17 protein-coding genes are annotated in these 16719 nt (G+C 62.6%); 3 read left to right on the forward strand and 14 right to left on the reverse strand.

Annotated features, from left to right (window positions below):
- Positions 1–26: 26 nt before the first annotated feature.
- The 5 genes from leuE to B9N72_RS14400 form a co-directional block, all read right to left on the reverse strand.
- A complete protein-coding gene (gene leuE, locus B9N72_RS14380) occupies positions 27–674 on the reverse strand; it encodes a leucine efflux protein LeuE (RefSeq protein WP_085276994.1) in 648 nt (215 codons plus the stop codon).
- A gap of 57 nt (positions 675–731) precedes the next feature.
- Positions 732–1859, reverse strand: coding sequence for a glutamine-hydrolyzing carbamoyl-phosphate synthase small subunit (gene carA / locus B9N72_RS14385; RefSeq protein WP_085276995.1), 1128 nt, complete (start codon positions 1857–1859; stop codon positions 732–734).
- 202 nt (positions 1860–2061) lie between these two features.
- The gene (locus tag B9N72_RS14390; RefSeq protein WP_085276996.1) at positions 2062–3843 is read right to left on the reverse strand and encodes an acyl-CoA dehydrogenase; all 1782 of its coding nucleotides are present in this window, start codon (positions 3841–3843) and stop codon (positions 2062–2064) included.
- Positions 3844–4141: 298 nt separating this feature from the next.
- A complete protein-coding gene (locus B9N72_RS14395) occupies positions 4142–5077 on the reverse strand; it encodes an electron transfer flavoprotein subunit alpha/FixB family protein (protein WP_085276997.1) in 936 nt (311 codons plus the stop codon).
- A 1-nt stretch (position 5078) separates the two neighbouring features.
- Positions 5079–5828: an electron transfer flavoprotein subunit beta/FixA family protein gene (locus B9N72_RS14400; RefSeq protein ID WP_085276998.1), complete on the reverse strand. Its 750-nt coding sequence runs from the start codon at positions 5826–5828 to the stop codon at positions 5079–5081.
- A gap of 246 nt (positions 5829–6074) precedes the next feature.
- On the opposite strand from B9N72_RS14400, the gene B9N72_RS14405 reads away from it, so the two are divergent.
- Entirely contained in the window at positions 6075–6500 is a 426-nt protein-coding gene (locus tag B9N72_RS14405; RefSeq protein ID WP_085276999.1) for a MaoC family dehydratase, read from the forward strand.
- A 79-nt stretch (positions 6501–6579) separates the two neighbouring features.
- On the opposite strand, the gene murI is transcribed toward B9N72_RS14405, so the two are convergent.
- Both murI and queG read right to left on the reverse strand, forming a co-directional pair.
- Complete coding sequence (murI, locus tag B9N72_RS14410) at positions 6580–7392, reverse strand: glutamate racemase (RefSeq protein ID WP_085277000.1); 813 nt, start codon at positions 7390–7392, stop codon at positions 6580–6582.
- 231 nt (positions 7393–7623) lie between these two features.
- The gene (gene queG, locus B9N72_RS14415) at positions 7624–8709 is read right to left on the reverse strand and encodes a tRNA epoxyqueuosine(34) reductase QueG (protein ID WP_085277001.1); all 1086 of its coding nucleotides are present in this window, start codon (positions 8707–8709) and stop codon (positions 7624–7626) included.
- On the opposite strand from queG, the gene tsaE reads away from it, so the two are divergent.
- Both tsaE and B9N72_RS14425 read left to right on the forward strand, forming a co-directional pair.
- Positions 8708–9199 carry a tRNA (adenosine(37)-N6)-threonylcarbamoyltransferase complex ATPase subunit type 1 TsaE gene (tsaE, locus tag B9N72_RS14420; RefSeq protein ID WP_143477832.1) on the forward strand — a complete coding sequence of 164 codons (492 nt, stop codon included), beginning with the start codon at positions 8708–8710 and terminating at the stop codon, positions 9197–9199. The two genes, queG and tsaE, sit on opposite strands and share 2 nt — an antisense overlap.
- Complete coding sequence (locus B9N72_RS14425) at positions 9160–10392, forward strand: N-acetylmuramoyl-L-alanine amidase (RefSeq protein ID WP_085277002.1); 1233 nt, start codon at positions 9160–9162, stop codon at positions 10390–10392. Before tsaE ends, B9N72_RS14425 begins: the two co-directional genes overlap by 40 nt.
- Positions 10393–10459: 67 nt before the next feature.
- On the opposite strand, the gene yacG is transcribed toward B9N72_RS14425, so the two are convergent.
- The 7 genes from yacG to tnpA form a co-directional block, all read right to left on the reverse strand.
- Positions 10460–10654: a DNA gyrase inhibitor YacG gene (yacG, locus tag B9N72_RS14430; protein WP_085277003.1), complete on the reverse strand. Its 195-nt coding sequence runs from the start codon at positions 10652–10654 to the stop codon at positions 10460–10462.
- Between the two features lie 153 nt (positions 10655–10807).
- Positions 10808–11566, reverse strand: a complete 759-nt coding sequence (zapD, locus tag B9N72_RS14435) for a cell division protein ZapD (protein WP_085277004.1) — start codon at positions 11564–11566, stop codon at positions 10808–10810.
- A gap of 86 nt (positions 11567–11652) precedes the next feature.
- The gene (gene coaE / locus B9N72_RS14440; protein ID WP_234985996.1) at positions 11653–12270 is read right to left on the reverse strand and encodes a dephospho-CoA kinase; all 618 of its coding nucleotides are present in this window, start codon (positions 12268–12270) and stop codon (positions 11653–11655) included.
- Positions 12260–13114 carry a prepilin peptidase gene (locus B9N72_RS14445; RefSeq protein ID WP_327078300.1) on the reverse strand — a complete coding sequence of 285 codons (855 nt, stop codon included), beginning with the start codon at positions 13112–13114 and terminating at the stop codon, positions 12260–12262. Before B9N72_RS14445 ends, coaE begins: the two co-directional genes overlap by 11 nt.
- A gap of 11 nt (positions 13115–13125) precedes the next feature.
- Positions 13126–14352 carry a type II secretion system F family protein gene (locus B9N72_RS14450; protein WP_085277007.1) on the reverse strand — a complete coding sequence of 409 codons (1227 nt, stop codon included), beginning with the start codon at positions 14350–14352 and terminating at the stop codon, positions 13126–13128.
- A 23-nt stretch (positions 14353–14375) separates the two neighbouring features.
- Positions 14376–16085, reverse strand: a complete 1710-nt coding sequence (gene pilB, locus B9N72_RS14455; RefSeq protein ID WP_085277008.1) for a type IV-A pilus assembly ATPase PilB — start codon at positions 16083–16085, stop codon at positions 14376–14378.
- Positions 16086–16342: 257 nt separating this feature from the next.
- The coding region (gene tnpA / locus B9N72_RS14460; protein ID WP_143477833.1) for an IS200/IS605 family transposase at positions 16343–16719 on the reverse strand (377 nt) is incomplete at its 5' end.

Consider the following 16719-nt stretch of genomic DNA (forward strand, 5'->3'; position numbering starts at 1 on the left):
GTTATGGCTCAATTTGGATCATTTATTCAGTTCAGACTCGCCGCGGCCAGCTTGGCGCCGAAGCCCAGGAACAGCGCACCGGTACCGCCGGTGGCGGCGCTCGCCAGCCGGCGCCGTGCGCGGAAGGCTTCGGCCAGGCGGCTGCCGGCCAGGATCAGCGCCGTCAGGTAGCTGATGCTGCACACCTGCAGCATGCCCCCCAGGGCGACGAAGGTCAGCGCCGGGTAAGGGTAGGCCGGGTCGACGAATTGCACGAAGAACGAGAGGAAGAACAGGATGGCCTTGGGGTTCATCAGGCTCAGGGTCAGCGCCCGCCGGAACGGGTCGCGATGGCCCAAGGTCATCGGCGCGCTCATTGCTGCCGGCGCCGGAGCGGACCAGCGTCGCAGCGCCGCGCGCAGCATGTTGATACCCATCCACGCCAGGTAGGCCGCACCAATGTACTTGACCACCCAGAACAACGCCGGATAGCTCTTCAGCAGCGACGCAGCGCCGGCGGCGGTGGCCACCATCAGCAGCGTATCCCCCAGCAGCACCCCGCCGGCTGCCTTGAAGCCCGGACGCACCCCACGTTGCGCCCCGACCGACAGCACGTAGAGCGAGTTCGGCCCCGGCAGCAGGATGATGAAGATGGTGCCTATCAGGTAGGTCAACGGATCGGTAATTCCCAGCATGCTCTGACTCCCGTCTAGGCCGGCGCGACGACGCCGCACCGGCCATCAAGCGGCCTCTCAGCCGCGTTCGTCCATCGCCTTGATGAACTTGTCGAACAGGTACGCCACGTCGTTAGGACCGGGGCTCGCTTCCGGGTGGCCCTGGAAGCTGAAGACCGGGCGGTCGGTCAGCGCGATGCCCTGCACCGTGCCGTCGAACAGCGAGCGATGGGTGACGCGCACGTTGGCGGGCAGGCTGTTCTCGTCGACCTGGAAGCCGTGGTTCTGGCTGGTGATCATGACGCGGCCGGTATCCAGATCCTGCACCGGATGGTTGGCGCCGTGATGGCCGAACTTCATCTTGGACGTCTTGCCGCCGACCGCCAGGCCGAGCAGTTGGTGCCCCAGACAGATGCCGAACACGGGCAGCTTGGTGTCGAGGATGTCCTTGATCGCGTCGATGGCGTAGTCGCACGGTTCCGGATCCCCCGGGCCGTTGGACAGGAACACGCCGTCCGGCTTGAGCGCCAGCACGTCCTTGGCCGGGGTCTGCGCCGGCACCACGGTCAGCTTGCAGCCGCGCTCGGCCAGCATGCGCAGGATGTTGTGCTTGACGCCGAAGTCGTACGCCACCACGTGGTATTTCGGTTCGGCCTGCGCGCCATAGCCTTCGCCCAGGCGCCACTCGCGAGTATCCCACTGGTAGATCGAATCGCAGCTAACCACCTTGGCCAGATCCTGCCCGGCCATGGTGCCGAAGCCGCGCGCCAGCTCCAGTGCGCGCGCTTCGTCGATCTCGCCCGCCATGATGCAACCGGGCTGGGCGCCTTTTTCGCGCAGGATGCGGGTCAGCTTGCGGGTGTCGATGTCGGCGATCGCCACCACGTTGTTGGCCTTGAGATAGTCCGACAGCGACGCCTCTGCGCGGAAGTTGCTGTGCAGCAGGGGCAGATCGCGCACGATCAGGCCGGCCGCGTACACGGAGCGCGACTCGGTGTCTTCCGCGTTGGCACCGACGTTGCCGATATGCGGATAGGTCAGGGTGACAATCTGCTTGGTGTAAGAAGGGTCCGTCAAGATTTCCTGGTAGCCGGTGATGGCGGTATTGAATACCACTTCGCCGACCGTATGGCCGGCGGCACCGATGGCACTGCCCTTGAAGAGGGTTCCGTCAGCCAAGACAAGAATCGCGGGTACGGATGACACTGACTGGCTCCTGTTCCGTTTGCTCTGTTTTCGAAGCTTTTATGTGAAGAACGGGACACCGCGTCGTAACGCTTGTCCCGTTTTGTTAAACCTTAACAGTATAATTTTTTTAGCTATTTCTGGCAAGGCGACATCGCCCCTCCTCTACGCAGCACCAAGCAAGCGCTTGTCTTCCTATCAGAGCCGGGGCTGTCGACAGGGCTCAGAACTGGCCGTCGTCGAGTTCCAGCACGCTGTCGGCCCCGTGCAGGATCGCCGCCGCCAGGCCGCTCACCTGGGGCAGCAGGTGCTCGCCGAAAAAGCGTGCGGTCACCTGCTTGGCACGCAGGAAATCGACATCAGCCTCCTCCTCGCCCATGCGCTCGCGGGCGATCAAGGCGGCACGCCCGAGCTGCCAGCCACCCAGCAGGATGCCCATCAGCTTGAGGAAAGGCACCGAACCGACTGCAGCACGCTGCGGTGCGGCAGCAAACGACGCCAGGATGAACGCCACGCAGCGCTCGGCGTCGGCCGCCGCACTCTTCAGGTTGGCCGAAAGACTGGCAAAGCCGGCTGTCGCCAGCTTGTCTGCCGTGACCTGCACCTCGGCCAGCAGCGCACGTGCGGTGGCCCCCTCTTCCGCTGCGGTCTTGCGGCCGATCAGGTCGAGCGCCTGGATGCCGGTCGTTCCCTCGTAGATGGCGGTGATGCGGGCGTCGCGATAGTACTGCGCCACGCCGGTTTCCTCGATATAGCCCATGCCGCCGTGCACCTGCAGCGCCAGCGAGGTGATCTCGTTGGCCTGCTCGGTGTTCCAGCCCTTGACGATGGGGATCAGGAAGTTGACCAGCGCCTGGTTGCGCGCTTTTTCCTGCGGATGGGGATGACGCGCCGCGCGGTCCAGCGCGGCGGCGGAGACGAAAGCCAAGGCACGCTGCGCCTCGATCTGCGCCTTCATCGTCATCAGCATGCGACGCACGTCCGGATGCTTGATGATTGCCACCCCGGCCGCGTCGGGAGAACCGACGGCCCGGCTCTGCACGCGCTCGCGGGCGTAGGCCACGGCCTGCTGGTAAGCGCGCTCGGACACCGCCATGCCCTCGACACCGACGCCGAGGCGGGCGTGGTTCATCATGGTAAACATGTAGCCCAGCCCCTTGTTAGCCTCGCCCACCAGGTAGCCGACAGCACCGCCCTGATCGCCGAAACTCATCACGCAGGTGGGAGAGCCATGGATGCCCAGCTTGTGTTCCAGCGACACGCAGCGCAGGTCGTTGCGTGCGCCGAGTACGCCGTCGTCGCCCGGCAGGAACTTGGGCACGACGAACAGCGAGATCCCCTTCACCCCCGCGGGGGCATCGGGCAGCCGCGCCAAGACCAGATGCACGATGTTTTCAGCCAGATCGTGCTCACCCCAGGTGATGAAAATCTTCTGGCCGCTGATGCGGTAGCTGCCGTCGTCTTGCGGTACGGCGCGGGTACGCACCTGCGCCAGGTCGGAGCCGGCCTGCGGCTCGGTCAGGTTCATGGTGCCGGTCCACTCGCCGCTCGCCATCTTCGGCAGGTAGAGCGCCTTGAGCGCGTCCGAAGCGTGATGGTTGAGCGCCTCGATCGCGCCCAGCGTCAACAGCGGTGCCAGCGAGAAAGCCAGGTTGGCCGAACACCACATTTCCTCGGCAGCGATCGCCACCAGTGCCGGCAGACCCTGCCCGCCGAATTCGTAGGGCGCGCGCAGGCCCACCCAGCCAGCGTCGACGTATTGCTGCCAGGCATTCTTGAAGCCCGGCGCGGCGGTGACGGCGCCGCCATCCAGCCGCGCCCCCTGGTCCCCCTGCTTGTTGATCGGCGCTAACACTTCTTCGGCGAAGCGGGCTCCTTCGTCCAGGATGGCGTCGACCAGTTCCACGCTGGCGTCTTCATAACCCGGCAGGGAGCATACTGCAGGCAGTTCCGCCAGCTCGTTGAGGGCGAAACGGATATCTTTCAGGGGAGCTTGGTAAGTCATGTCAGCACCTCGGTTCTCGTGTTTTCTCGTGATGTAAAAAAAGGCCGGTCTGACGCCGGCCTTGATGGATACTTGCTAAATCGTTGCAGCCCAGAGAGCCTGTTTCAGTAGGCGAGCGAGCCAAAGCAGGTTACGCGTCGGCAGAGCGCAGGAACCGGAATGGACACGTAGTCCATGAGGATTCCGAATCGCTGAGCAAATCTCTGCGTGCTAATCTTCGATTGGCTCAGCGATGGATTTGCACGCAGTCCGCCGACGCTTAAGATGCAAAGGCGTAGCCGCCTAATGAAATGGGGTCTTACTTGGACAGTTCGGCGATCAGCTCGGGCACCACGGTGAACAGGTCACCGACGATGCCGTAGTCCGCTACCTGGAAGATCGGCGCTTCTTCGTCCTTGTTGATCGCCACGATCACCTTGGAGTCCTTCATGCCGGCCAGGTGCTGAATCGCACCGGAAATGCCCACGGCGACGTACAGCTGCGGCGCCACCACCTTGCCGGTCTGGCCGACCTGGTAGTCGTTCGGCGCGTAGCCGGCGTCCACGGCAGCGCGCGAGGCGCCGACGGCGGCACCCAGCTTGTCGGCCAGCGGCTCGATGATGGCCTTGAACTGCTCTTCCGAACCCAGCGCACGGCCGCCGGAGACGATCACCTTGGCGGCGCCCAGCTCCGGACGGTCGGACTTGGTCAGCTCCTGGCTGATGAAGCTCGACAGTTGCGCTTCCGCGCCGGCCGACACGCTTTCCACGTTGGCCGAACCGCCCAGCGCCGCCGCTTCGAAGGCGGTGGTGCGCACGGTGATGACCTTGATGGGATCGACGGACTGCACCGTGGCCAGCACGTTGCCGGCATAGACCGGACGCACGAAGGTGTCGGCCGATTCGACGGCGACGATGTCGGAGATCTGCGCCACGTCGAGCAGCGCGGCGACGCGCGGCAGGAAGTTCTTGCCCGAGGTGCCGGCCGGGGACAACACGTGGCTGTAGCCCTTGGCCAGATCGACCACCAGCGCGGCGAGGTTTTCCGCCAGGCCGTGGGCGTATTGGGCGGCGTCGGCCACCAGCACCTTGGCAACACCGGTCACGGCCTTGGCCGCGTCAACCACGGTGCCGCAGTTATGGCCGGCGACCAGCAGGTGCACCTCGCCACCGATCTTGGCGGCGGCGGTAACGGTGTTGAGGGTGCCTGCCTTCAGGCTCTGGTTGTCGTGTTCAGCGATAACGAGAATGGCCATATCACAGCACCTTTGCTTCATTCTTGAGTTTGGCGACCAGTTCGGCGGCGTTAGCCACCTTGATGCCGGCTGAGCGCTTGGCCGGCTCGGCCACCTTGAGGGTCTTCAGGCGCGGCGTCACGTCGACGCCCAGTTCTTCCACCGTCAGCTTGTCGAGCGGCTTCTTCTTGGCGGCCATGATGTTCGGCAGCTTGACGTAGCGCGGCTCGTTCAGGCGCAGGTCGGTGGTCACCACCGCCGGCAGGCGCAGCTTGACGGTTTCCAGACCGCCGTCCACCTCGCGGGTGACATCGGCGGTTTCAGCCGCGAGGTCTACCTTGGAGGCGAAGGTGCCTTGGCCCCAGCCCAGCAGCGCGGCGACCATCTGGCCGGTCTGGTTGGCGTCATCGTCGATCGCCTGCTTGCCGAGGATCATCAGCTGCGGCTGTTCCTTCTCGGCCACGGCCTTGAGCAGCTTGGCTACAGCCAAGGGCTGCAGCTCGGCATCGGTCTCGACGTGCACGGCACGGTCGGCGCCCATCGCCAGCGCGGTGCGCAGGGTCTCTTCGCACTGCTTCACACCCAGCGATACCGCCACCACCTCGCTGACCTTGCCGGCTTCCTTGAGGCGCACCGCCTCTTCCACGGCGATTTCGTCGAACGGGTTCATCGACATCTTGACGTTGGCGATGTCCACACCGGAGCCATCAGCCTTGACCCGGACTTTCACGTTGTAATCGACAACGCGTTTCACAGCGACTAGAACTTTCATATTCCTCCAGCAAGTGTCGTCTGTTCTGGTATTGGTCGGCATGCCCAAGCATGCGAGACATGCAGTTGCGTTGATTATGCACGTCCGTCGAAATAAAACGAGCGTTTGGTCAGTAAAAGATGGGTGGACCGTCTCGAAAACGCAACTGGACTCCAGATACTACCGCGTTTCCGCTCGATTTGCATGCCGTGGAAAATATGACAAGATGCACTGCAACATCTCCATGACAAATGCAGGGGCAACCGCATGAGCACGATCTATTTCGAGGATATCGAGATCGGACAGAGCGCCGAATACGCCAAGACCATCACCGAAGCGGACATCCTGATGTTCGCCGCCGTGTCGGGCGACAACAATCCGGTGCACCTGAACCAGGAATACGCCGAACAGACCCCGTTCGGCACGCGGATCGCCCACGGCATGCTCACCGCCGGGCTGATTTCCACCGTGGTCGGCACCCGGCTGCCGGGCGAAGGCACCATCTACCTGTCGCAATCCACCCGCTTCAAGGCTCCGGTGAAGATCGGCGACACCGTCACCGCCCGCGCCACCGCCACCGAACTGGACCCGGCCAAGAAACGCGTCAAGTTCGCCACCCAGTGCCTGGTCGGCGGCAAGGTGGTGCTGGAAGGCGAGTCGCTGGTGATCGCACCATCGCGACCGGCGTTGTAAACGGCGGTGCCGTCACGATCCAAAGCAAAAGGGCCCCTCTCGTGGGCCCTTTTGTCTGGCTTCGGCCAACCCTCGCGGCTCAGCCCAGCTTCACCATCTCCAGGTCGCGGATACTGCGTCCTAGAAAGCGCTCGCCGATGGTCTGGAACTTGAGCGGGATGTCGGTGACGTAATAGCGGTACTCGGGGGCACCCCGCTGGGGGTTGAGCAGGTTGAGCCCCGCCAGTACCTCGGCCGTGGCCTCCGCCGTGGTCAGCGCCGAATCGACCAGTTCGACGCGGCCGCCCGTCACCTCGGTCAGTAGCGGCTTGATCAACGGGTAATGGGTGCAGCCCAGCACCAGTGTATCGACATGCTCCTCCCGCACCGTCTTCAGGTACTCCTCGGCGGTGAGGCGGGTCACAGGGTGGTCAACCCAGCCCTCTTCGACCAGCGGGACGAACAGCGGGCAGGCTTGCGAATAGACCCGGGCATCCGCCATCAGGCGATGGATCTCACGGGCATAGGCGTTGCTGTTGATGGTGGTCGAGGTGGCAATCACGCCGATCTCGTGGTTTTTGCTGACCTTGACCGCCGCCTGGGCACCGGCCTCGATCACGCCGATCACCGGAATGTCGCCCGCCAGTTCCCGCACCTGCTCCAGCGCCACCGCCGAAATGGTGTTGCATGCCACCACCAGAGCCTTGACCTCGTGCTGCAGCAGGAACTCGACGATCTGCCGGGAAAAAGCACGAATGGTCGCCACCGACTTCACACCGTAGGGCACCCGTGCGGTGTCGCCGAAATAGATGATGTCCTCGAACGGCAGGCGGTCCATCAGCGCCCGCACCACGGTCAGCCCCCCCACACCGGAATCGAATACCCCAATGGGACGGCGAGCTTTGGCTGTCATGACGTTTCCTCAAGCAGAGAAGGCGCGCATCTTAGCATGCCGCAGCGGCACGGCCTGTTAGGCGATTCCAGTAAGCGAGCGAGCCAAAGCGCACCGGAACCGGAATGGGCACCTAGTCCATGAGGACTCCTGATCGCTGAGCGAATCCCGGCGTGCCGATCTTCGATTTGCTCAGCGATAGATCGCACGCTCAGAGCACTGCCCACCCTCAAGATGCGAAGGCACAGCCGCTTACTGAGCGGCCCGAGACGCATGCTGCGCCAGTGCCCATTGCACATGCTCGCGCACCAGCTCGGACGGATCGTTGGCGCGCGCGGTGAGCGCCGCCAACACGGCCGGAGAACTCGGGGCGTTGCCAAGCCCGACCGCCAGGTTGCGCGACCAGCGCTCGTAGCCGATGCGGTAGATCGGGCTGCCCGCCATGCGCGAGGCGAAATCCGCCGCGCTCCAGCCGAACAGCTCGGCCAGCGAGACGTCATCGAGGCCGTGCCGCACATTGAAATCGGCCTCCTCGGTCGGCACGGCGAAACGATTCCACGGACACGCCAACTGGCAATCGTCGCAACCGTACACGCGGTTGCCGATCAGCGGCCGCAACGCAGGCGGAATCGCCCCGGCCAATTCGATGGTGAGATAGGAAATGCAACGGCGCGCATCGACCTTGTACGGCTCGACGATGGCCCCGGTCGGACACACCTCGAGGCAGCGCGTGCAGCGGCCACAATGCCCTTCTTCCGCGGCATCGGCCGGCAGAGGCAGATCGGTGAACAGCTCGCCGAGAAAGAAGAGCGAACCGTGCCGGCGGTTGAGCAGCAGCGTATGCTTGCCGCGCCAGCCGAGTCCTGCCTGCGACGCCAGCGCCACCTCCGCCACCGGCGCACTGTCGGTGAACACGCGGTGGCCAAATTCGCCCACCTCGGCCTGAACTCTTTCGGCCAACCTTTGCAAGCGATTGCGCAGCACCTTGTGATAATCCCGCCCCAGCGCGTAACGCGACAGGTAGGCGCGCTCGCCATCGGCCAGCACCTCGTCGGCCCCACGTGAGGCACCCGGCCAGTAGTGCATGCGCAGCGACACCACCGACAAGGTGCCGGGCACCAGTTCGGCAGGTCGCAGCCGCAACACGCCATGGCGCGCCATGTACTCCATCTCGCCGTGACACCCCTCCGCCAGCCACGCCAGCAGCGTGTGCTCGGCCTCGGGCGGCAACTGTGGCCGGGTAATACGCGCGTCGGCAAAGCCCAATTCACACGCCCATGCTTTGATTTGGCGCGCCAATTCGGGATAATTCGGGTTTTGTAAGGACTTCTCGGTCATGGAGATGGATGATACCAGTGTTCGCCAGGGCAGCCTGCCGGATGAAGACGCCACGCTGGCGCTAGGCGGGGCCTTGGCACACGCCATCGCTCCGGGCACCGTCATCTACCTGTGGGGCGACCTGGGGGCGGGCAAGACCACCCTGAGCCGAGGCCTGCTGACAGCGCTCGGCCACCATGGCCGGGTCAAGAGCCCCACCTACACGCTGGTGGAAAGCTATCCGCTCGCCCCTCTCACGGTACACCATTTCGACCTATACCGCTTCGCTGACCCCGAGGAATGGGAAGACGCCGGCTTTCGCGACTATTTCGGCCCTGGCACGCTATGCTTGGTAGAGTGGCCTGACAAGGCCGAGGGCCTGCTGCCACGTGCCGACCTGATCGTGGAACTGGCCGTCGCCGGCAGCGGTCGGAATTATAAAATCACCGCCCAAACGGACATTGGACAGTCATGCCTCACCCGCCTTTCGATCCCACCCGACGTCGCCTGATCGGCGCCGCCGCCGCGACCTTCCTGCTGACACTAAGCCGCGTCGGCCTGGCCGCCCCCAGCCAACTCGTCGCCCTGCGCGTCTGGCCGTCGTCCACCTACACCCGCATCACGCTGGAAGCCAGCGAGGCGCTCAAGTACAAATACTTCACCATCCCGAATCCTGATCGGCTGGTGATCGACATCGAAGGTGTGCAGCTCAATGCCGTGCTCAAGGACATCGGCAACCAGATCAGCGCCGCTGACCCCTTCATCCAGACCGCGCGCGCCGGCCAGTTCAGCCCGGATACGGTACGTATCGTGCTGGACCTGAAGTCCGACATCAAACCGCAAGTGTTTACGCTGGCACCCGTCGCGGAATACCAGCACCGGCTGGTGATCGACCTCTACCCTACGGCACAACAGGACGACCCGCTGCTGGCTCTGCTCGAAGACTACAACAAGGGCAAGTTGGAGCAGCCGCCACTGAAGTCCAAGAACAAATCCGACAAGAGCCGCCCGATCCTGATCATGCTAGACCCGGGACACGGCGGCGAAGACCCCGGCGCGGTCGGCCCTTCCGGTACGCGGGAAAAGGACGTGGTGCTGAAGATCGCCAAGCAGCTCAAGCGCATGATCGACGCCGAGCGCAACATGAAAGCCTACATGACGCGTGACGAGGACGTGTTCATTCCGCTTGGCGTGCGCGTGGCCAAGGCGCGCAAGCTGAATGCCGACCTGTTCATCTCGATCCACGCCGATGCCTTCCTCAATCCGAGCGCGCGCGGCTCGTCGGTGTTCGCGCTCTCGGAACAAGGCGCCACCAGTACCGCCGCTCGTTACCTGGCCAAGACCCAGAACGATGCCGACCTGATCGGCGGGGTGAAGATCACCAGCAAGGACCGCTACTTGGCGCATACTCTGTTCGACCTCACCCAGACCGCCACCATCAACGACAGCCTCAAGCTCGGCAAGAGCGTGCTGGGCAAGATGGGCGAACTCAACCGACTACACAAGGACGAGGTGGAGCAGGCCGGCTTTGCCGTGCTGAAGGCGCCGGACATCCCGTCCATCCTGGTCGAAACCGCTTTCATCAGCAATCCGGAAGAAGAGCGCCGGCTGATGGATGCCTCCTTCCAGCAGAAAGTGGCGGAAAGCATCTTCGGTGGGGTACGCGGCTACTTCGCCCAGGGGGCCGCACTGGCCAGGACCTGAAGCCACCCAGGCCGGCAACAAAAAAAATGGCCCGCATTTGGCGGGCCATTTTCGTTGCCATCGGAATTCAGCGTGACTCCCCGGGCGCCTCGCTATCCGGATGCTCCTCTTCGGCCGGCACACGATAGCTCTCGTCCGCCCACTGCCCCAGGTCGATCAACTTGCAGCGCTCGCTGCAAAAGGGCCGATAACGGCTCTGCGGCTCCCAGCGCACGGCGGCACCACAGGTTGGACAGGCGACGATTCGTACCTTCTCGGTCATGACACTACTCCAAACCTGTTCATGATCTGACGCGAGCGTCCCTCAGCGGGGTGAAGAGCAGCACAGAAACCGGAATGTACACACCGTACATGAGGATTTCGAGCAGCACATGAGCCCCGATCAGGGATGCGCAGCAAGATCATGGGCAGGTTCTCAGAACTTGCAATGGGTCAGGGTGAATTCGACATCGGCCTCGGTCGGCTTGGGCCGGCTCTCGCCGGTAGCCGCATTGATGAAGCGGATATTCAGGGCGTACTTGTTGGCCGACAGCTCCGGCAGGGCGCCGAGTGACTCGTCGAAGCCGATACGGATCAGTTGCACCACCTTGCCGCCGGACATCTGCTGGAACACGCCGCGTCGCGCCACATACTGGTGCGACTTGCCGCTATTGCGCAGCAGCTTGAGCAGAATGCGCGAGGCTTCGGCGGTCGGCATCAGGGGCCCCGCCCAGCGCTGCAGATCGAGGCGGCGCTCCTCCGGAGGCTTGAGCTGCCACAGGTAGTACGACGGCAGGTCGAACTGGCAGGTCCCCCCCGGGATACCGGCACGCTGCTTGATCGCCATCAGCCACTCGTTCTCGCGCAGATGCTGGCCGAACTTGCCGGTCAGGTCCAGCAGATCCGCCGCCGTGCCCTCGATTTCCTCGATGACGCCTTCCAGCATGTCTTCCGAGACGTTGGGGTTGTCGCGCAGGGCCTCGAGAATCTGCTTCTGCCGCTCCAGTTCTTGCAGCAGTTCGGCCTTGAGGTCGGCTCGGGAGGCCGTTTCCATCAGTTCGAACAGCGTCAGGATGGCGGAATGATGTTCGAACGGATGATCTTGGGAAATGAAGAAGGCCAGGCGTGTGTACAACTGCTCCAAACGCAGCAGCATCCGAGTTTTCTCGGTAACGGGGAATTCAAAACTGATCACGGCACCACGGCCCTTCTAGATGGCTTTTATTGGAGTAGTTGTATCGCGCCGGTCATGGGGCACCGCGGAAGAGGAACGCGGCTTCATCACTGGCTCCGAGCCCTGGCGAGGCTCGACAGATAATAACGATGTTTGGCTTCGACTTGAAGCGCAAGTTCACTCAGCGAGCCGCTATTGTCAATAATATCGTCCGCGAGCCTGCGCTTGTCCTCGCGCGGCATCTGCGTCGCCATGATGGCACGCACCTGCGACTCGCTCAAACCACTACGCTGCATCACCCGCGCCACCTGCACTTCTTTGTCGCAATCGATCAGCAGGGTACGGTCGACCACATCCCGATAGGCCTGGCTCTCGAACAGCAAGGGCACCACCAGCACCGCGTACGCTCCTCGTGCCTTCGCCAGCGCCGCCAGACTGTCTTCCAGAATCATCGGGTGCAGGATGGCTTCCAGTTCGCGGCGCGCCGACGGTTGCCGGAACACCAGCTCACGCATGCGCAGGCGATCGAGCGCCCCGTCTGCCCGCTGAAAGTCGGGGCCGAAACGCGCCACGAGCATCGGCATCGCCCGCCCTCCCGGGGCCGTGAGCGCGTGTGACAGCTCGTCGGTATCGACCACCACCACCCCCTGCGCGGCAAAATAACGGGCCGCGGCCGTCTTTCCCGAGCCGATGCCACCGGTGAGTCCAACGACCTTAACGCCCACCAAGATACCACCCGACGATCTGCTCGCCCCAGAGCAGGGCAATCCAGCCGGCCAACGCCAGATAGGGGCCGAACGGCAGATGCTGGCCCCGCCCCAGTCGCGCCATCAGAATCATGGCGATACCGAACACAGCCCCGACCAGCGACGACAGCAGGATCACCAAAGGCAGCATCTTCCAGCCCAGCCAGGCACCCAGTGCCGCCAGCAGCTTGAAGTCGCCGTACCCCATGCCTTCCTTGCCCGTCGCCAGCTTGAACAGCCAGAAAATCACCCACAGCGAGACGTAACCGACCATGGCACCGATCACCGCCTCCTCCAGCGGCACGCGCCCGCCCAGCAGGCTGAACAGCAGCCCTCCCCACAGCAAGGGCAAGGTCAACGAATCGGGTAATAGCTGGGTGTCAGCATCGATGAAGGCCAATGCGATGAGCGTCGCCGTCAAGGCGGCGTATCCCAGCAAGTCGAGCGTCCAGCCGAAGCGATAGGCCAATGCCGCGAACATCGCGCCACACATCAGCTCGACCAGCGGGTAACGCGGCGCGATCGTGGCCTTGCAACTGTGGCAACGGCCGCGCAGCAGCAGGAAACTCAGTACCGGAATGTTGTGCCAGGCCCGCACCGGCGCCTGGCAGGAAGGGCAATGCGATGCGGGCGTCAGCAGGTTGAAACGCGGCATCTCCTTCGCAGGCTGCCCGCTCAACAGCGCGCACTCCAGCTGCCACTCCTGCTCCAGCATCTTGGGCAGGCGATGAATCACCACGTTCAGGAAACTCCCCACCAACAAGCCCAGCAGCGCCACCACCCCGACCAACAGCGGAAGGTTGGCCGAAAGAACTGCATCCATCTCCGTCATCATCAGCCGACCACCTGCCCCATCTTGAAGATCGGCATGTACATGGCGACCACCAGGCCGCCGATCAGCACCCCGAGGACGATCATGATGACCGGTTCCATCAAGCTGGACATCGCCGCCACCGCGTTATCGACCTCTTCCTCGTAGAAGTCCGCCACCTTGTCGAGCATGTGGTCGAGCGAGCCCGACTCCTCGCCGATCGCCGTCATCTGCATCACCATATTGGGAAACAGATTGGTGCGCTGCATGGCAAAGCTCAGGCTGGAGCCAGTGCTGACCTCAGCCTGGATGCGCTTGGTGGCCTCGGCATAGACCTGGTTGCCGGAAGCCCCACCTACCGAATCCAGGGCCTCCACCAGCGGCACTCCAGCGGTAAACATGGTAGCCAAGGTACGCGACCAGCGTGCAATCGTAGCCTTCTGCACCACCTCGCCCAGCACCGGCAGCTTGAGCAGCAAGCGGTCGACCTGTTCCTGGAACTTGGGCGAACGTTTGAAAAAGAATATGGTGCCAAAAATGGCGCCGAAAATGACTCCGAAAAACAGCCACCAGTAGCTTACAAAGCCATCTGACAGCCAGATGACAAAGAGCGTAGGAGCCGGCAAATCGGCGCCAAAACTGGAAAACAGATCCTTGAACGCCGGAATCACGTACAACATGATGATGGTGGTGATGATGAAAGCGGTCGCGATAATGGCGGAAGGATAGATCATCGCCGATTTGATCTTGCCCTTGATCGCCATGATTTTTTCGCGGTAGGTCGCCAGCTTGTCCAGCAGCGAATCCAGCACGCCACCAGTTTCGCCGGCAGCGATCAGGTTGCAGAACAGCTTGTCAAAGTACAGCGGACGCTTGCGGAAGGCCTCGGCCAGCGACATACCAGTCTCCACGTCGGCCCGGACTTCCAGCAGCATCTTGGTCACGGCAGGATTGCTATGCCCTTTGGCCGAAATATCGAAGGACTGCAGCAGAGGAACACCGGCCTTCATCATGGTGGCCAGCTGCCGGGTAAACAGGGTAATGTCGCGTTCGCTGATACTCCGGCCAAAACCAGCCTTGCGCTTCTTCAGTTTCTGGACCGTGATGCCCTGACGCCGCAGTTGGGTCTTGGCGACGGTTTCGGACTCCGCACGCATCTCGCCCCGCACCACCTTGCCGGTACGGTCCTTCCCTTCCCACTCCCAGATGTGGGCTGCCGTCGTCGGCAGTTTCTTTGCCAGAGTAGCCATGGCGTCTTGTTTCCCTGCACTGGTTATTCGTTGGTGGCGGCTTCGATTTCCGCCAGCGAGGTGATGCCCTGCTTCACCTTGAGCAAGCCGGCACGACGCAGATCGACCATCCCCTCCTGCCGGGCCAGATCCGCGATGTCCACCGCCGTACCGTTTTTCATGATAAGGCGAGTCATGGCATCGGTGATGGGCATAACCTCATAAATCCCCACCCGTCCCCGATAGCCCGAATCGCGGCACTCGCGACACCCGACAGGTCCGTAAGGCTGCCAGCTGCCATCCAGCTCCGTCTCACGGTAGCCCGCCCGCAGCAGCGCCTCTTTCGGAATATCCATCGGCTTCTTGCAATTGTTGCACAAGCGTCTGGCCAGGCGCTGGGCCATGATCAGCAGCACGGAACTGGCGACGTTGAACGGCGCCACGCCCATGTTCAGCAAGCGCGTCAGCGTAGCGGGAGCATTATTGGTATGCAGCGTGGAAAAGACCATGTGCCCGGTCTGCGCCGCCTTGATGGCGATGTCGGCGGTCTCGAAGTCGCGGATTTCACCCACCATGATCACATCCGGATCCTGGCGCAAAAAGGCCTTCAGCGCCGACGAAAAAGTCAGCCCGGCGCGCTCGTTGACGTTCACCTGGTTGATCCCGGGCAGGTTGATTTCGACCGGGTCTTCTGCCGTGGAAATATTGGTGTCGGGCTTGTTGAGGATGTTCAGACAGGTATAGAGCGACACCGTCTTCCCGCTGCCGGTCGGGCCGGTCACCAGCACCATGCCGTAGGGACGGCTGATGGCTTCGAGCAGCATCGCCTTCTGCTCCGGCTCAAAGCCCAACTGCTCGATATTCAACGTGGCCGCGGATTGGTCGAGAATACGCATCACGATCTTCTCGCCAAACAGCGTCGGCAGGGTGCTGACCCGGAAATCGATGGCGCGCGTCTTGGACAACACCAGCTTCAAGCGGCCATCCTGCGGCACCCGCTTCTCGGAAATATCCAGCCGCGAGATCACCTTGATGCGCGAGGCGATCTTCTCCTTCAGCAAGAGGGGGGGCTGGGCGACTTCCTTGAGCACACCATCCACCCGGTAGCGGATGCGGTAATACTTTTCATAAGGCTCGAAATGGACGTCCGATGCTCCGCCGTTGATCGCATCCAGCAACACCTTGTGGATGAATTTGACCACAGGGGCATCATCCACTTCGGTCTGGGCGACGGTTTTTTCCGGTTCTGCTTCCGGGTCGGCAAACTCGAGATCACCGAAGTCCTCGTCCACCAGGGCCTTGATCGCTTCGGCCCCACCCGCCTGGTAGCTGCCGATCAGCTTGCCGAGCTTGTCGTCTTCCACCACGACAACTTCGACCGACAGGCTGGTCTTGAAGGTAATGGCGTGGAAGGCCGAGGTCTGAGTGGGGTCGGAAGTGCCGATGAAGAGCCGGCCACCCCGCTTGTACAAGGGCAACAGGCGGCGCGAGCTGATCAGATCCTCGTCCACCAGCCCCTGCGGCAGTTGCTCCGGCTCAATGGCGGCAAGGTCCAGCAAAGGAAAGCCGAACACCTGCGAAGCAAACGTCGCCACCTCCAGCGAGCTCATTTTCTTGCTGAGAATAAGCTGCTCGACGAAGCTGATCGACGAGCTCTGCGCCTGGCGCTGAATAGCCTCGGCATCCTGCAACAGCAGGCTGTTATGTTGCACCAAGGCGCGGCCGAGGCCGGAAACGCCGGCAGAAACTTCCATAACGTCCCTCGTTAGAACGGAGCGATCATCCCGCCATCCGGCCAAGCCGGAGAGCGGCAGGCCATGACAGCGGCACACACCGGACTGTAGCGTAAATCTTCGTTGTCCGCATGCACTCTACCGCACAAGGATGGCTATGCTGCAAGTACCTGGCCAAGACCGGCAAGCAGCACCCGCTCCCCTGCGCACTGCACTGAAGTAAAAAACCACGTTCGTAGAACGTGGTTTTGCCTTATGCCCCCCAAAGGGGGGCACACCTAGCGGCCCTTCAAAGAAGGCCCGCCCGCCTGCTCAAACTGCAACTGTTGCTGGTGCAGCTCTTCCTTTTCCTGGAATTTCACGTACTTCTGAATCATCTCGCTGTTCAGACCCACCGTGTCTACGCAGTATCCTTTGGCCCAGAAATGGTTACCCCAAAATGGCTTCTTTCTCATGTATGGAAAAACATTGAAGAGCCTGATGGCAGTACGTCCTTTCAGGACGCCCATCAACTCGGAGATCGCTAGCTTCGGCGGTACCTTCACCAACAGGTGTACATGATCTACCTGCACGTTGAGTTCCACTACCTCGCATCCCAACTGCTGGCAAAACACCATCACGCACTTGTAGACCTCCTTTCCCACCGCCCCTTTCA

It is taken from the genome of Pseudogulbenkiania subflava DSM 22618, from assembly GCF_900177275.1.
Classification (GTDB): Bacteria; Pseudomonadota; Gammaproteobacteria; order Burkholderiales; family Chromobacteriaceae; genus Pseudogulbenkiania; species Pseudogulbenkiania subflava.

Bases quoted from the DNA above. Each gene is read 5' to 3' on its own strand.
- leuE (WP_085276994.1), bottom strand. From the start codon at position 674: ATGCTGGGAATTACCGATCCGTTGACCTACCTGATAGGCACCATCTTC.
- B9N72_RS14390 (WP_085276996.1), bottom strand. From the start codon at position 3,843: ATGACTTACCAAGCTCCCCTGAAAGATATCCGTTTCGCCCTCAACGAG.
- B9N72_RS14395 (WP_085276997.1), bottom strand. From the start codon at position 5,077: ATGGCCATTCTCGTTATCGCTGAACACGACAACCAGAGCCTGAAGGCA.
- B9N72_RS14400 (WP_085276998.1), bottom strand. From the start codon at position 5,828: ATGAAAGTTCTAGTCGCTGTGAAACGCGTTGTCGATTACAACGTGAAA.
- B9N72_RS14405 (WP_085276999.1), top strand. From the start codon at position 6,075: ATGAGCACGATCTATTTCGAGGATATCGAGATCGGACAGAGCGCCGAA.
- murI (WP_085277000.1), bottom strand. From the start codon at position 7,392: ATGACAGCCAAAGCTCGCCGTCCCATTGGGGTATTCGATTCCGGTGTG.
- tsaE (WP_143477832.1), top strand. From the start codon at position 8,708: ATGGAGATGGATGATACCAGTGTTCGCCAGGGCAGCCTGCCGGATGAA.
- queG (WP_085277001.1), bottom strand. From the start codon at position 8,709: ATGACCGAGAAGTCCTTACAAAACCCGAATTATCCCGAATTGGCGCGC.
- B9N72_RS14425 (WP_085277002.1), top strand. From the start codon at position 9,160: ATGCCTCACCCGCCTTTCGATCCCACCCGACGTCGCCTGATCGGCGCC.
- yacG (WP_085277003.1), bottom strand. From the start codon at position 10,654: ATGACCGAGAAGGTACGAATCGTCGCCTGTCCAACCTGTGGTGCCGCC.
- B9N72_RS14445 (WP_327078300.1), bottom strand. From the start codon at position 13,114: ATGGATGCAGTTCTTTCGGCCAACCTTCCGCTGTTGGTCGGGGTGGTG.
- B9N72_RS14450 (WP_085277007.1), bottom strand. From the start codon at position 14,352: ATGGCTACTCTGGCAAAGAAACTGCCGACGACGGCAGCCCACATCTGG.
- pilB (WP_085277008.1), bottom strand. From the start codon at position 16,085: ATGGAAGTTTCTGCCGGCGTTTCCGGCCTCGGCCGCGCCTTGGTGCAA.